This window comes from Blautia sp. HCN-1074 (assembly GCF_037890165.1).
Taxonomy (GTDB): domain Bacteria; phylum Bacillota; class Clostridia; order Lachnospirales; family Lachnospiraceae; genus Blautia_A.
Genome location: NZ_JBBKBP010000003.1, coordinates 36852 through 50730 on the forward strand (window position 1 = coordinate 36852; position 13879 = coordinate 50730).

Genomic DNA, 13879 nt, shown 5'->3' on the forward strand with positions numbered 1-13879 from the left:
GTACCGGTTATTCTGTCTTATCCTGATAGTCCTCCCATTTTTCCAACACTTCATCTGCCATCCCTGCAATGGAATCCGTCAGCTTGTCTGTCATTCGCTCACTTAAAGTCCCCCTTACAGCCAGACAAGATACAATTCCCGTAAAGTCAATCAGTTCTGCCAGATAGATAAGGTCATCCACCATCTCATCAGCCATTACTTTTTCCTTTCTGTCCTTTTCCATTTTCAAAATCTCCTTTTCATTGTCTGCACAGATTCTTTCTGCAAATACGCAGCAAGGCTCACCGCTGCATCTCTCCATGTTTCTGTAATCTTCCATCTTGTAATCCTCCATGATTTCCGGGCAGAAAAATTGCCGGAAGTATCTCCCGGCTCATCCTCTACTCTGTTTTATTTTGTTTCGTTTATTTCTTTAATCGTTCCGTTCTCCAATACCAAGTTTCTTCCGTTTCTCCACCTCGTCCGGCTTGGAAGTCATCAGGGCATACAACATCAGGGAATTATCAAACTTATCCTTGAACGGGATAATGGTACTGCCATAAAAGACCAGTCCCTCACCTTCCCCGCTGTTCGTTACATAAGAAAGCTGGTGTGGGGAAATGTTGAGCTGCTTTGCAAGGATCTGTCTGTCACCGGATGCCTGATTGAGCATCAGTATAAAGTCAGAGTTTTCAAAGATGTTCTCAATCTCCCGGCTGGCTAACAGGTCTTTTACGTTCTGTGTGATACCCGTCGGGATACCACCCCATTTACGGAATCGCTTCCAGATCTCCACGCTGTATGCTGCTGTCTGCTCCTCTTTTAAGAGCAGATGGAACTCATCAATGTAATATCTGGTACTCTTATTCGCAGAACGGTTGATCGTTACCCTGTTCCACACCTGGTCCTGTACGATCAGCATCCCCAGTTTTTTCAGCTGTTTTCCCAGATCCTTAATGTCAAAACATACGATACGGTTACTCAGTTCCACGTTGGTTCTATGGTTAAACACTTTTAAGGAACCATTGACGTAAATCTCAAGTGCCGTTGCCAGACGCTGTGCTTCCTGCTCTTTCTGATTACGGAGAAGATTATATAGATCCTCTAAGATCGGCATTTTTTCCGGTACCGGGTCAGAAAGGAAATCCTGATAGACCAGCCTTACGCATCGGTCAATGACGGTCTTTTCAACCGGCTCCAGTCCGTTCTTTCCGCCTACTACCAGCTCACAAAGAGACAGGATGAAGTCCGATTTTAAGGAAAGCGGGTCATCATCGTCAGCGTAATCCAGGTTAATATCCATCGGATTGATATAATCGTGGCTGGTCGGGGAAATACGGATCACCTGTCCATGAAATGCCCGGACTAACGGATAATATTCACCTTCCGGATCACAGACGATAATGTCATCTTTCGTCACGATAAATGCGTTTGCAATCTCTCGTTTTGCCGCAAACGACTTACCGGAACCCGGTGTACCAAGAATCAGTCCGTTCGGGTTTTTCAGCTTCTTCCTGTCTGCCATGATAAGGTTATTGGACAGGGCATTTAATCCATAATAAATAGATTCCCCAGCCATAAATAATTCCTGTGTGGTAAACGGAACAAAAATTGCTGTGGATGTCGTTGTCAGTGCCCGTTTGATTGGCACAAAATTCATCGCAAGCGGCAGGCAGCTCATCAGTCCCGGCTCCTGCTGGTAATCCAGCCGTTTCAATGCACAATTATATTTCTGTGCGATGCCGGCAGTCTGGAACACCACATTTTCCAATTCCTGTTTGGTCGGTGCGGTATTTAAAAACAACGCTGTCACAAGGAACATTCGCTCATTTCTGGACTGCAGATCTTCCAGAAGCCTTTTTGCTTCCCCACCGTATGTATTTAAGTCCGAAGGGATAATGTCCATGTCATAACCTGCCCGGACCGCTTTTTTCTGTTCCTCGATCTTCATACGGTTAATATCCGTCACCTTGCTTTTCACCAGTTTGATCGCCTTCATCTGGTCGATGGACTGGATATGGAAATTTACCATCAGGTTACTGTCCATCTCCAGAAACTCTGCCAGCATCTTGTCGGTAAGTTCCGGTGCAAGGATCTGTAAATAGGAAACAGCTCCCATCGTGCCGCCCATCTCAAAATCTTTTCCATTCTTAAATACAAAACTGGTCGGTGCGACATAATCCTTGGTACTAAGCCCTGTCCGAAGTACATCGTCATAAGAGAAATGGAACGGAACTTTGCTGTCCTGGTTAAAGGTTTCATACATGATCTGTAACCGTTCCTCTCCGTTCAGCGGATAGGCAGATACCCCAAGGATCTTAAAGTTATTCAGAATATCCGACTCGATACGTTCCAGTTTTGGCCGTGCTTCCCGGATATTCTCCGCTTCAATCCCAAATGTGATATATTTGGTACGCATCAGCCCGTTATTTCCTTTTGCCAGCTGGTTATTGAGCATCTGGGCAAACTCCATACGCAGGTCATCAAATGCATCCTCCTGCGGATTGATATGGATGACCTTCTCATACTCTGCCATGTTGCTGTGCTGGTTGATAAAAGACAGCTGAAAATGAATCGTGCTGTCAAAGTAATTCAGGAAATCACACCAGTTTTCAAAGATGGCGTTCTTATCTTCATTCTGTGCCAGCTGATAGTTGATGTCATAAAAATGGATCGTCTTGGAATAAAACTTGTCCTGCACCCGGCAGATACCGTCCCTTCCCATCTCATGGTATGGAATCGACTGCTGTGCAGTGATCCTCTTATCTCTGGCACTATCCGGTGTTTTCTTTCCTGTCCCACTGCCTTTCGTTCCGGAAACCACTTTTCCTGCCGGACGCTGCCCCGACGGTGCTGCGACAGGTCTGCTCTTTTTCTTTTTTGCGTTTTTCTTTGCGTCACGCACTGCCTGCTTTTCTGCTCTGGCTGCCAGCTTTGCTTCCCTTTTTGCATTTTTCTTATCCGCTTTTTCATGTTCCTTATGCAGTTTTTCTTCATATTTCTGTGCCCTTTTGAGGGCTTTCTTTTCCCTGCGTGTCAGTTTCCGGTTCGGTCTGCGGACACCTCTTTGCCGTTCCAGTGCTTCATACCCTGTCACCATCGGCTCATCATGCAGTCTGCCGCTTACTGGTCTTCTTTTCATTGCGGGGTCTGGAAGTTCTTCTTCTCCATCCTCCTCATCCAGCCAGTAATCATCCGGATATAATTCGTCTAAACTCTGTGGCGGCTGTCTATCGTTTTTTCTTTTTAACACTCTTCGTTCCCCCTTTCTTCTTTCTGACCACGGTATATTTTTTCTCGTACATATTTTCCATCTGGTACTTGCGTACCGGAGGACGGATAAATTTTACGGTGATCATATTTTTTAAGACCTTTTCTAACGGAAGCCCATCCTTCTCATACATGGCAAACAAAAATGCCGGAAGCATCAGAAGGCACATCCCGGTCGCTGCGTTACTGGAACCAATAATTCCCCTGCTTAAGAAATAAAACGGAAGCCCTACCGCCGCCGCAATCCCAAAGCAGATCAGCTGCCGTTTCGTCAGATTGAAAATGATCTTATTCTTGACCTTGGTTAAGTCTTTAGGCACAGATACAAATGCCATTGCCAATTCCTCCTTTCTTAATGGGCGTTAAAGATACTGCGGGCGAAGTTTCCTGTTTTCATCAGACTGAAACACAGGATCACCGTGTATGCCATCACGCCGAACAATGCAGAATGTATGTTATCTGACATTTGGATGTTTGCGACCAGGACCGCATAGATTCCCACGCAGACCATCATAAAAAATCCCTGGAATGCCAGTGCAAACAATCCACGAAGATAGTTGTTCCCGATCTGCCCCCATTCCCGGTTGGACATGGTTGCGAACGGGATCGCTCCAACGGACGAATAGAGATAAATCTCAATCATACGTCCATACAAAATCACTGTAATAAAGACTGAGATAATCTTCATACACAGGCTTACAAGCATCGTTTCCAGTGCCAGTATGACAAGTTCACCAATCTCCATAGATTCCATCGCCGTTTCCATTGTAGAGATCATCGTATCTATATTGATCGCTGTATCAGAACTGATAACTCCAGCTGCCCGGCTGACTACGGACTGCCCGACATCAAATACCGCCATCGTGATCGTAAAGGTATGGCTGACGATCCAGACTGCCACCCACATCTTGAAAAAGTATTTAAAGAACATCCAGGTGTCGATGTCGTGCATGTTGTTCTTTTCCGTCAACATGGAGATCAGCTCATAACAAAGTACAAATGTGATAATCATACCGGCAATCGGTACAATGACCGACTCGGAAAGATTCTGTATCATGCTGTAAATGCTGCCATTCCAGCCCTGCGGTGTCTGCCCAACCTGAGCAGCAATCTGACCGGTCTTTTCATTGACATCGGTATACATTGTTGTCAGGTTGGAACTTACCATGCCTGTCAGAAGATTCCTCATCCATTCTTCAATCGCTTCAAATATCCGATCCATGAGTCATCTCCCTCCTGCTTCTCTCAGCTGAACAATCCGGACAGTAACGGTACCAGCTGGGTGCCAATCAGAACGACACCGCCTCCTGCCATCAGCTGTTTTATCCCCAATTAGGTGTAAAACTCTGCTCGATGGCGGGCGGCGGCGTACAAAAATCTATATGGTGTTTTTAAGAGAACCGTCCCGGCAGGACAGGTCAGGCAGTGACCTGTTCCACCTCCGGGATGGGTTTGAGATTAAAATGAATTTCGATAGAAATGTGTCTTATTTTATCTTCGTCAATGCGCTCATGCACGACGATTTCTTTGATTAAGCGGTTAAGGGTGGCTGCGTCCAGCTCTGTGATGTTGGCGTATTCCTGAATGGCTTCCACCCATTGTTTTGCGTCATTGGCAAGCTGGACTTCATCGGACAGCCGCTTCCTGCCCTCTGACACTTTTGTTTTAAGCTCCGTCTGCTCGGTCTGTGTCTTTTCCAGCATGGTGTTGAAATTCTGCTCACTGATACGCCCTGCAATCATATCCTCATAAAGCCGCATTACCATTTTGTCCAGAACCTCAATCCGTTCCTCGTCCCTTGTAAGGGAGCGTTCCATTGCTTCCCGCTGTTCCCGCTGCTCTGCTTCACAGGTATTGGTCAGGCGGTCGGCAACCGCTTCCCCGTCCATCAGGGCAGTTCTGGCACATTCCCGGATTTTCCGCAGCACATGGCTGTAAAGGGTGTCATAATCAATCCGGTGCTGGGTGCAGTGGTTCTTTCCAAAGGCGTTGTAGGTCTTGCAGGAATAAATCCGCTGGGGATGTTTTGCGTTTGTGTAGCGTATCGTCAGCGACTTCCCACACTCGCCGCATTTTACCAGTCCGGCAAACAGGCTGATTTCATTGGTCTGTCCCGGACGCTGGCGGGATTTCAACTTATTCTGCACAATGTCAAAGCTCATGCTGTCAATCAGCGGTTCATGCTGTCCCTCCACCACAATCCAGTCCTCCGGCTTCTTTTCCCCAATCGTGCCGATTTTGAAACGGTAGTCTTTTTTCTGAGAAGCAATCGCCCCGGTGTAGACGGGATTCATCAAAAGGTCTTTGATAACGGAGAAGTCCCACATATACCGCCCGTTTTCCGGGTCTTTCTTTTCCCATTTGGTGCGGGTATTGCGAAGTCCCCGTTCCCGGTTCCACCATGTGGGACAGGGGATTTTTTCTTCTTCCAGCCGTCTGCGGATATAGTTCGGACCATGACCGTTCAGGGCATATCCGAAAATCAGCCGCACAATCGGGGCGGTTTCCTCGTCAATGAGCAGATGGTTTTTGTCCTCCGGGTCTTTCCGATACCCAAACGGGGCAAGACACCCGGTAAACTGTCCTTTCTGCGCTTTCAGAAGATAAGAGGAATGGACTTTCTTGGAAATATCCTTGCTGTACATCTCATTCAGGATATTCTTGAACGGGGCAATGTCGTTGTTATCTCGCAGGGTGTCGATACCGTCATTCATGGCGATATAGCGGACACCGTTTCTTGGGAAAAAGTCCTCAATCAAATGCCCGGTTTGCAGATAGTTACGCCCCAGTCGGCTGAGGTCTTTCGTGATGACAAGGTTGATCTGCCTGCGCTCAATGGCTCTCAACATTCTCTGTAAATCAGGACGCTCCATATTAAGACCTGTGAAGCCATCGTCCTGATAGACTGCCACAACCTCCCATCCCTGCTTTTCGCAGTATTTTTCCAGCATATCACGCTGGTTTGCGATACTGGCACTTTCGCCTTGCAGGTCATCGTCCTTTGACAGCCTGCAATAGACCGCCGCACGATAGCCCCCGGCAAGTGCCTTTCCGATTGTTCTGTATTCCATTTCGTTCATCATAGCCATTTACCCACACAATCCAGACGGTATCTGGCTCTTTTGAACCTCATCTTCATTATACTTCATATCTTTCTTTTTAGCAAGATATTCTTTTGTATTTGTTTTTCCGTATTTCTGGGAAATCAGGCTGACGAATACATCGGTTGCGTCAAGCTCCCCGTCAAACACAGTAGTCACATGAATCTCTGTTTTGTTTTTTGCCATAGGCAGTTATCCTCCATACATGAAAATAGCCAGACAGAGGGTGTCGGCAACGAAGTCCGGCAACGGGCTTCAAAAGACCTTGCAAACAATCTCAATCTGGCGATGGTTACTATTTATACTTTTCTTTTATTTTTCTGTTGTTTTGGTTGTTATAAGGGAGAAAAGCCCGGAAATAAGGGTTTTTCCCCGGCAACCGGCTCGGCAACGGGATAGCAACAGGGGGTGCAACGGGCTGTCATTTTCAGAATGGAAGCTCCATCTGTTCTGTGACCTCCACAAAACCGTCCATTGTTTTTTCAGACGGATTGCCGGAGTCCGTTGCCGGGTTTTCACGCTCCCAGCCCTTTTGCCTGCCATATTCGGAAAACATTCTTGGGTTTTGGAAGTACCGCCAGCCGGAAATGCACTGGTTCATAATCTCGTTGATTTCCCGGATTTCCCATTGCTTCGGCTCGTCAAAAGCATGGTTCAAGGCTTCCTTATAGAGCTGCTTGGAACAGACCATGCTCCCGGTGTACTTATCAAGATACGCCTGTATCATTCCGGCTTTGGTGTCCTCCGGCATAAAATCCCGCTGGTATTCTTTGAGATACCGCTGCATGGCGGGGCTGAAAGCCAGCTTGAACCTGCCGCTTCGGTAAATCTCCATCGCTTCCGCCCACATCTGCTCGATATAGGCTCTGGAAGCAGCTTCGTCCTCCAAAACGTGAACCTCGGCTTGCTCCGGGTACACCATGACGGGGATAAAGCGGCGGTTGCCGGAACGGTCAAGGGGCAGGAAGTCAAGGGCATTGGAAGTGCCGCCAAACACGCACTGACGGGGGCGGTCTGCCGGGTGGGTTTCATAGGGTATCTTGTAAACCTCTTTCTGTCGGCTTAAAAACGACTTGATTTCCTCAATGCTCTTGGCGTTGGCGGTTGCCATCATTTCCGACATTTCGATAATCCAGTGACCTTGCAGCTTGCGGTACACATTGTCATCGTCCAGCTTCCGCAAATCATCGGAGAACCACTCGTCCCGGACTGCCAGCAGACGGAAGAAGGTGGACTTGCCAGCCCCCTGACCGCCTACCAGACAGAGCATGATTTCAAATTTGCACCCCGGCTGAAAGGCTCGTGAGATTGCGCCCAGCAGGAACAGCTTCAACGCTTCATAGGTGTAATCGTCTGCGTCAGCCCCCAGAAAGTGCCGCAGGCAGAAACGGATTCGCTCTGTCCCGTCCCACACAAGGGTATTGAGATAGTCCCGGATGGGATGGTACTTGTTTTCATTCGCCACAATCCCGATGGCGTTATCAATCTTCTTCTCATTGGTAAGCCCGTAGGTTTCTTCCAGATAGAGAAGCAGATACTTCATGTCCGTATCGTTCAGGGCGGTGCTTTCCCTGTGGAAGCCGATGGGCTTTATGATGTCCTTGCGGTCGGTCAGGATGTTGTATGCGATAGCCCCGGAAAGCAGCGGGTCACGCTGGAATACGGTCAGGCAGTTCCGTATGCTCTGACGGACACCGCCTTTCTCGGTAGTTTCCAGCCCCGCCTTGATTTCCTCAATGCTCTGGGGCGGCTGCATGGCGTTCATGGTGTTTTTTAGTTCTTGCTGCGTTTGCGGCGGCAAGCTCTGCCATTCGCTTTTCAAGCTGTATCACATCCTTCCCGTAGTCCGTAATCAAAGCTGCTTTTTCCTCTGTCTCCCCAAAGAGCAGCACATCCAGCAGATATTCCACTTGGTCTTGCTTCTGTAAGGCTTCCACAAACCGTGGATGAAAGGCTTCCTCCGGGGAGTGCGGGGCATAATCCTTTCTCCATGCCCGAAGCAAGTGAAGATAATCGGCAAGAATACGGAAGCAGCGGCTCTTTGCTTCCTGAAACTGTTCCTCCTGGGATTTCTGCCGGGGCTTGGGCTTTTTTACCTTCCCCGGCGGTTTCCAGTCCTCATAGGAAAGCCCGAAGTCCTGTGCCAGCTGTACGGCGGCTTCTTTCTTTCCCAGCCCATACAGGGCGGCGGCAAAATCAATCACATCCCCATCCGCACCGCAGCCGAAGCAGTGGTAACGCCGATCCAGCTTCATGCTTGGGGTTTTATCGTTATGGAACGGGCAACAAGCCATCCCGTTCCGGCCTACACGGATTCCATAATGCTCCGCAGCCTGTCTTGTTGTGACGGACTGCTTCACAGCTTCAAATACATTCAAATCTATCCCTCCTTGAAAAAAAGAAAAGCACCTGACATTCTCAATCTGAAAATGGCAAGTGCCTGTTAAAGTTCCATATCCTGTTGTTTGTGTTTTGTCTGCACCGGGGCAGTTCTTTGTGCTTTTTTCTCGTCCGCCTTATCCTGCAAGACTTCTTTGAGGGGCTGCTTCTTGGGCGGCTCTTTGCTTTCTTCTGTGCCGGGGGTGGCTTTCCGTACCCAGTAGCGGATGTCCCGCAGCTTCTTCAAATCCTCCTGTACCTCGGTCAACGGTATTTTCAGGGCTGCAATTTCTTCCAGAAGCGTTTCCTGCTCCTCTTGCAGTTCCTTTTGGGTGCTGTCCTTATCGTCCGGGTGCTTGGCAAGGTAGGCGGTGGCTTTCGCATACCGGGCAACCTCCGGGTGTTCCTGTTTGAATTTTTCCTTTGTTTTCTTAAAAAATATCTTCTGGTACTTCTCATAGACAGCCTTACATTCTTTGCAGTCTGTCCGGCTGGCAAGAATCCCGTCAATCACTTTGCTTCGGGCTTCCTTTGGCTTCATCTGATTGCGGTAATCTGCGGCTGATTTCCCGGAGGATTCCAGAAATGCTTCTAAGTCCTCCACAGTGGAAAGCCCCTTTTGCCGGAGATAGGACAGGGCTTCGCTGACTGCCTTTAAGTCCTGTGAAGTCCCCCGGTTCTGTCCAGCCCTTGTCCAGTCCTTCCGTTCTTCCTTTCGTATCGCCATATACTTCATCAGCAGATTGGGAAGAAGTGTTGCTTCCTCCGCCGCCTTTTGTGCAAGCAGCTCTTTCCGTTTTTCGCCCAGCTCGGTAATCCAGCCTTTGAGGTTTTGGATAAGCTGCCGGATGGACTTCATCAGATTGTTGGCAGCTCTGATTTCCCGGTTCAGGTTTCCGATATTCGTCTGGATACCCCGCTTTTCCATCTGCCGGACAGCAGCTCCCTCATGGACAGTAGGGACTATATCAAGCCCCTGTCTGGCATAGGAACGCAAGTCCACACGCTCCGGGCGGTCATTGGCTTCCAGATAGCGGTTCTGGATGACCTCCCATTCATGCCGCCAGATTTCACAATACTTCTGGTCGTTCCAGTCAACCGTATCCTCCTTGTGGCTTTTCCATCTGCCGGACGGAAGTTTGATCCGTTCCCCATTCTCGTCAAGGTCATAAACCTTGCGGCTCTTGGGAAGCCATTTCCCATGTTCGTCCATTGCTCTCATAGTGAGCAGGACATGGGCGTGGGGATTGTGTCCCGGCGGATGGGGGTCATGGATTGCAAAATCAGCAATCATGCCTTTGGAAACAAACTGCTGCTCACAAAACTCCCGTACAAGGACAGCGTACTGGTCAGGCGGTATCTCTCTGGGGATGGTAAGCACCCACCGCCTTGCAAGCTGGGAGTTCCATTGTTTCTCCACCGCTTCGGCGGCGTTCCATAGGGTATTGCGGTCTGCATATTTCTGTGGGGCATTTGCCGGAAGAAGGATTTCATTGTGGACGATACCACGCTTTTCCGGGTAGTGCTTCACTTCCTGGTCGTATTCACAGAACAGCTTTTCGCCGCTCTGGTAGGCAGCGGCGGCAACCGCAGACTGCTGTTGGCTTCGCTGTACAATAGAAATTTCGTTGTGTGGACATGGCATTTTGTGTCCCTCCTTTCTATGCTTGGTGGATGGGGTGGAGTTTTACCACCTCATTTTTGGCAGAAAAAAAGCAGGAGATCTTTTTTAGATTTCCTGCTCGGTGTGCCGCTTTGTAGGTGGCGGGTATTTAGTTGTGAAAGTTCGGGACAAGTTGACCCGATGTATAAGAAATAATAAACCAGAAGTTTACAAGCTAAATTTGTTACAACAAAAATGTAAATACTCTTTAACCGATATTTCTTTGCTATTCAAAATTCCAATAACAACAAATATAACTTCTGCAACTGTAAGATAGCAGTCTTTCAAATCAAAAATAAAAAGGGTAGGTATCTGCAAAAAATCTAAACTTCCACCCCAAAACACCTTATCAATCAAGCTACATAAACATCCCGATATGCCACAAATCATTATCATTTTTACCCAAAAACTTGTATGTGCTCTTTTTGCCTGATATAGCATATATCCTGATAAAAAGAGGAACAAAACAAACACATTCAATAAAATGGTAACAAACGGACTTGATAATAATTCGAAGAAATTGCCAGCATAAGATAAACGAGTATTTAGTTCTGGATTAAATCTTAAAACTTTGGCTATTATATCAAATTCGTATTTCATAAATACTTTTGAAATTACTATTTTAACCATCTGGTCAATTAGAACCAATAATGCCACAGGTATAATAAACGGCTTAAACTTTTCCATCAGTAATACTTCCTCTCAAATTATTATTTTATTATTTCTTCTTTTTCGATTTAGGGGTAGGCAATTCTTCATACATAGCATTAAACAATCCTGTCAAAAACTCTTTATTATCAACTTCATCTACCAACAACATTTCTTTTGCTCCCTCGTAAGGTAACTCATACGAAACCGTTGGCATATAACTTATTGCTGATTTTACTGGTTTGACAAGTAATCTATCATCATAGATACCGCCTACAATCTTACCACAATAATAAATGACAAATTCGCCCATCATAGCTCGATAGGTAATTTCATTCAAGTCAGATAACTGACCTAAAATAAATTCTAAATATTCTTTGCTGGATGCCATAACTTTACCTCAATTTCTAAATTTATTACTGACTTCATTATACTTTATTGCTTATCGAAAAGATAGCATATTTTATGAAACTTGTCGGCTGGGAACAGCTTGCAACGCAAGGTGTCCCCAGATGGCAAGTCCACAAAAGGGTAGCTGGCGGCAGCCAGCGCAGGGGAAGCGTAGCGTCCCCTGTTTGATTTGGAGCAGACCATGACTGCGGAAAATCACAGCCCTCCGGCGAGGAGCCTTCGGAGAACGCAATGCACCAACCTCTGGGTGGTGTATAATTGCGCCCTTAGTAAACTAAGGGGGTTCCGGCATCTCCCGTTCCAGCAGTTTTTTCAATAGTTCCTGCGTGTCCTGTCTGTGAAAAATGAGTTTCAACAACAGCATGACATCATCATCTGTCAGGCGTTCCGGCTCTTGCAGAAAACTTTCCAGCATACCGCCACGGGTACAGAGCCGGTGCGTCCGTTCCTTTCGGGTAAGCTGTTTCAACTGGTGCTGCAATGCCTTTTCATCATTGATGGCTTTCCGCAGTTTCTTTTCGCTTTTTTCCAACTCCCGATTGAGTTTTTCCAGCTTTGAGGTATCAGGCAAGGGCAGCGTCCTCCTTTCCCGGTATCAGCACATAAATCCGGTTTGGTTCTCCAATGCCCTGACGCACCCGCATGATAAGTCCGGCAGTTTCCAGTTCATTCAGAGAACGCTTGACCGTCATGGAGCTGCGGGACAGGACTGCGGCAATGGCTGTGACAGGGAAGCAGACAAAGAGGATTCCGTTCTCGTCCTCCTGCCCTTTGGAGAGCATAGCGTCCAGCATCCGGCAGTACATGACCTTTGCGGTGCTGCTGACTGGAAATCCTGTCAACGCTCTGGGAAAAGGCATACAGGGCGGCAATGGTGTGTCTATCGTCATAAATTCAAAATTCATTCTGTGTGTTCCTCCTTTTTCTTTGCTCGTTTGGATAAATAACAGGGGCAGTCAATCACAACCGCCCGGAAGCTCTGCTTGCACCCATGCTGGCATTTCCGGCATAATTCGTTGTAAGTGACACGCCCCCGGTCATTGAGGTAAAAGGAAAGCTCATACTTCCTCTTTTTGCTCATTCTCGGCATATTGCGCTTCCTCCCGTTTTAGTGTATGGTTTCGGGGCGATTTTCGGTAAAATTACAGCCATAGAGCCGCTTAAAATCTCCCGAAGTATCAGCGATAGGGTAGACTGTCCCCCTATCAGATTGTTGTGTTTCGGTATCATTTCGGTGTCAGTTCGCCAGTTCTCCCCGGTGTCGTTCCTCCCCTGAATCTCACAGCGGCGTATCGCTCCCTTTGGTACGCTCGTTTTGGTCAGGGTTCCTCCATATCCCTGCCAAAATTCATGGCGCTACATCGCCGGGGAAGCATATCCCACACAGGCTGGTCATTCGATTGGAATAATCCATCGATGAACTACCTGTATCATAGAACATTTTTGTGCCCTGTGCCGTATGTCCACAAAGTAGGAATTAAGGGTAAAAATCAAAAATTTCCACGATTACGGAAAGTGTGATATAATCCAGATAAGCGGCAGCAATGAAACCGTTGGAAAGGAGCGTGTGCCCATGAAAGGAGCAACAAGCATACAGGAACGCCTTTGGGAACTCCGCAAGGACAAAGGCTTAAATCTGGAAGAACTATCAAAACTAACGGGTATTTCTAAATCAGCCCTTGGCAGTTATGAAAAAGAAGATTTTAAGGAAATCAATCATGGCAACCTTATCACGCTGGCAGACTTCTATGGGGTTTCCGTCGATTATCTGCTGTGCCGGACAGAGAACAGGGAGCAGATCAACACGCCACTGACGGAGCTGCATTTGAACGATGAAATGGTTGCACTTCTGAAAAGCGGTCGGATCAACAACCGTCTGCTCTGCGAACTTGCCACCCATAAGGACTTTATCAAGTTTCTTGCGGACATTGAGATTTATGTGGATGGGATTGCCACCATGCAGATTCAAAACCTCAACACCCTTGTCGATACTGTCCGACATGAAATCATAGAACGGTATCGCCCTGGCGAAGATGACCCACATTTGAAAGTGCTGCAAGCCGCCCATATCAGTGATGATGAATATTTCAGCCACATGGTTCTGGATGACCTAAACCTGATTATCCGGGATATTCGGGAAACCCATAAAAAGGATAGTGAGAGTGCGCCCCAGACCACTGTTGCCAATGAACTGAAAGAAAATCTGGAAGCGGTCGAAAATTTCAAGGGCAGCCGTTTGGAAAAACTGGCAGTGCTTTACTGCAAGCAGCTCGGTATCAACTATAAAAATCTGTCAGATGAAGAATTTCGCTGGCTTATTCGGATTCTCCAAAAATCAAAGAAAACGGGAACGCCTATCAACCAGAGGAAAAAACGGTAAAGGAAAACCGCTGTTGCATGGTTTGTTGGATTCCATGTAGCAGCGGTT

The 13879-nt window shown here is 47.4% G+C and carries 16 protein-coding genes and 1 pseudogene; 2 read left to right on the forward strand and 15 right to left on the reverse strand.

The features are described from left to right. Positions 1–7 precede the first annotated feature (7 nt). From WKT11_RS04025 to WKT11_RS04055, 7 genes and pseudogenes are all read right to left on the reverse strand, one after another. Complete coding sequence (locus tag WKT11_RS04025; protein ID WP_096241066.1) at positions 8–319, reverse strand: hypothetical protein; 312 nt, start codon at positions 317–319, stop codon at positions 8–10. Positions 320–412: 93 nt separating this feature from the next. Continuing rightward, positions 413–3232, reverse strand: a complete 2820-nt coding sequence (locus WKT11_RS04030) for a VirB4-like conjugal transfer ATPase, CD1110 family (RefSeq protein ID WP_340282722.1) — start codon at positions 3230–3232, stop codon at positions 413–415. Further along, the gene (locus tag WKT11_RS04035; RefSeq protein WP_096241069.1) at positions 3210–3584 is read right to left on the reverse strand and encodes a PrgI family protein; all 375 of its coding nucleotides are present in this window, start codon (positions 3582–3584) and stop codon (positions 3210–3212) included. Before WKT11_RS04035 ends, WKT11_RS04030 begins: the two co-directional genes overlap by 23 nt. A gap of 17 nt (positions 3585–3601) precedes the next feature. Then, positions 3602–4471 carry a VirB6/TrbL-like conjugal transfer protein, CD1112 family gene (locus tag WKT11_RS04040; protein WP_004612759.1) on the reverse strand — a complete coding sequence of 290 codons (870 nt, stop codon included), beginning with the start codon at positions 4469–4471 and terminating at the stop codon, positions 3602–3604. Positions 4472–4494: 23 nt separating this feature from the next. Beyond that, a pseudogene (locus tag WKT11_RS04045) lies at positions 4495–4578 on the reverse strand (Maff2 family mobile element protein); the annotation flags it as partial. An 89-nt stretch (positions 4579–4667) separates the two neighbouring features. Beyond that, the gene (locus tag WKT11_RS04050; protein WP_117505915.1) at positions 4668–6338 is read right to left on the reverse strand and encodes a recombinase family protein; all 1671 of its coding nucleotides are present in this window, start codon (positions 6336–6338) and stop codon (positions 4668–4670) included. After that, positions 6339–6536 carry a hypothetical protein gene (locus tag WKT11_RS04055; RefSeq protein WP_054328110.1) on the reverse strand — a complete coding sequence of 66 codons (198 nt, stop codon included), beginning with the start codon at positions 6534–6536 and terminating at the stop codon, positions 6339–6341. Here WKT11_RS04055 and WKT11_RS04060 point away from each other — a divergent pair. Then, a complete protein-coding gene (locus WKT11_RS04060; protein ID WP_021682886.1) occupies positions 6510–6749 on the forward strand; it encodes a hypothetical protein in 240 nt (79 codons plus the stop codon). The two genes, WKT11_RS04055 and WKT11_RS04060, sit on opposite strands and share 27 nt — an antisense overlap. Before the next feature lie 28 nt (positions 6750–6777). Here WKT11_RS04060 and WKT11_RS04065 read toward each other — a convergent pair whose 3' ends face one another. The 8 genes from WKT11_RS04065 to WKT11_RS04100 form a co-directional block, all read right to left on the reverse strand. After that, positions 6778–8115 (reverse strand): virulence-associated E family protein, encoded by a 1338-nt coding sequence (locus WKT11_RS04065; RefSeq protein ID WP_117505914.1) that lies wholly within the window; start codon positions 8113–8115, stop codon positions 6778–6780. Further along, positions 8084–8728 carry a CHC2 zinc finger domain-containing protein gene (locus WKT11_RS04070; protein ID WP_099323100.1) on the reverse strand — a complete coding sequence of 215 codons (645 nt, stop codon included), beginning with the start codon at positions 8726–8728 and terminating at the stop codon, positions 8084–8086. The genes WKT11_RS04065 and WKT11_RS04070 overlap by 32 nt, the downstream gene beginning before the upstream one ends. Before the next feature lie 65 nt (positions 8729–8793). Continuing rightward, a complete protein-coding gene (mobQ, locus tag WKT11_RS04075; RefSeq protein WP_118392446.1) occupies positions 8794–10374 on the reverse strand; it encodes a MobQ family relaxase in 1581 nt (526 codons plus the stop codon). Positions 10375–10560: 186 nt separating this feature from the next. Further along, the gene (locus WKT11_RS04080; protein ID WP_109258347.1) at positions 10561–11079 is read right to left on the reverse strand and encodes a signal peptidase II; all 519 of its coding nucleotides are present in this window, start codon (positions 11077–11079) and stop codon (positions 10561–10563) included. Positions 11080–11110: 31 nt separating this feature from the next. Further along, positions 11111–11431 carry a TfoX/Sxy family protein gene (locus tag WKT11_RS04085; protein WP_109258346.1) on the reverse strand — a complete coding sequence of 107 codons (321 nt, stop codon included), beginning with the start codon at positions 11429–11431 and terminating at the stop codon, positions 11111–11113. A gap of 294 nt (positions 11432–11725) precedes the next feature. Next, positions 11726–12022 (reverse strand): DUF3847 domain-containing protein, encoded by a 297-nt coding sequence (locus WKT11_RS04090; protein WP_005927679.1) that lies wholly within the window; start codon positions 12020–12022, stop codon positions 11726–11728. Continuing rightward, positions 12015–12356: a DeoR family transcriptional regulator gene (locus tag WKT11_RS04095; protein ID WP_005927681.1), complete on the reverse strand. Its 342-nt coding sequence runs from the start codon at positions 12354–12356 to the stop codon at positions 12015–12017. The genes WKT11_RS04090 and WKT11_RS04095 overlap by 8 nt, the downstream gene beginning before the upstream one ends. Beyond that, a complete protein-coding gene (locus WKT11_RS04100; RefSeq protein ID WP_005927683.1) occupies positions 12353–12541 on the reverse strand; it encodes a hypothetical protein in 189 nt (62 codons plus the stop codon). The genes WKT11_RS04095 and WKT11_RS04100 overlap by 4 nt, the downstream gene beginning before the upstream one ends. A gap of 483 nt (positions 12542–13024) precedes the next feature. On the opposite strand from WKT11_RS04100, the gene WKT11_RS04105 reads away from it, so the two are divergent. After that, on the forward strand, positions 13025–13831 hold the full coding sequence (locus tag WKT11_RS04105; RefSeq protein WP_005924756.1) for a helix-turn-helix domain-containing protein: 807 nt from the start codon (positions 13025–13027) through the stop codon (positions 13829–13831). The last annotated feature ends 48 nt before the right edge of the window (positions 13832–13879 follow it).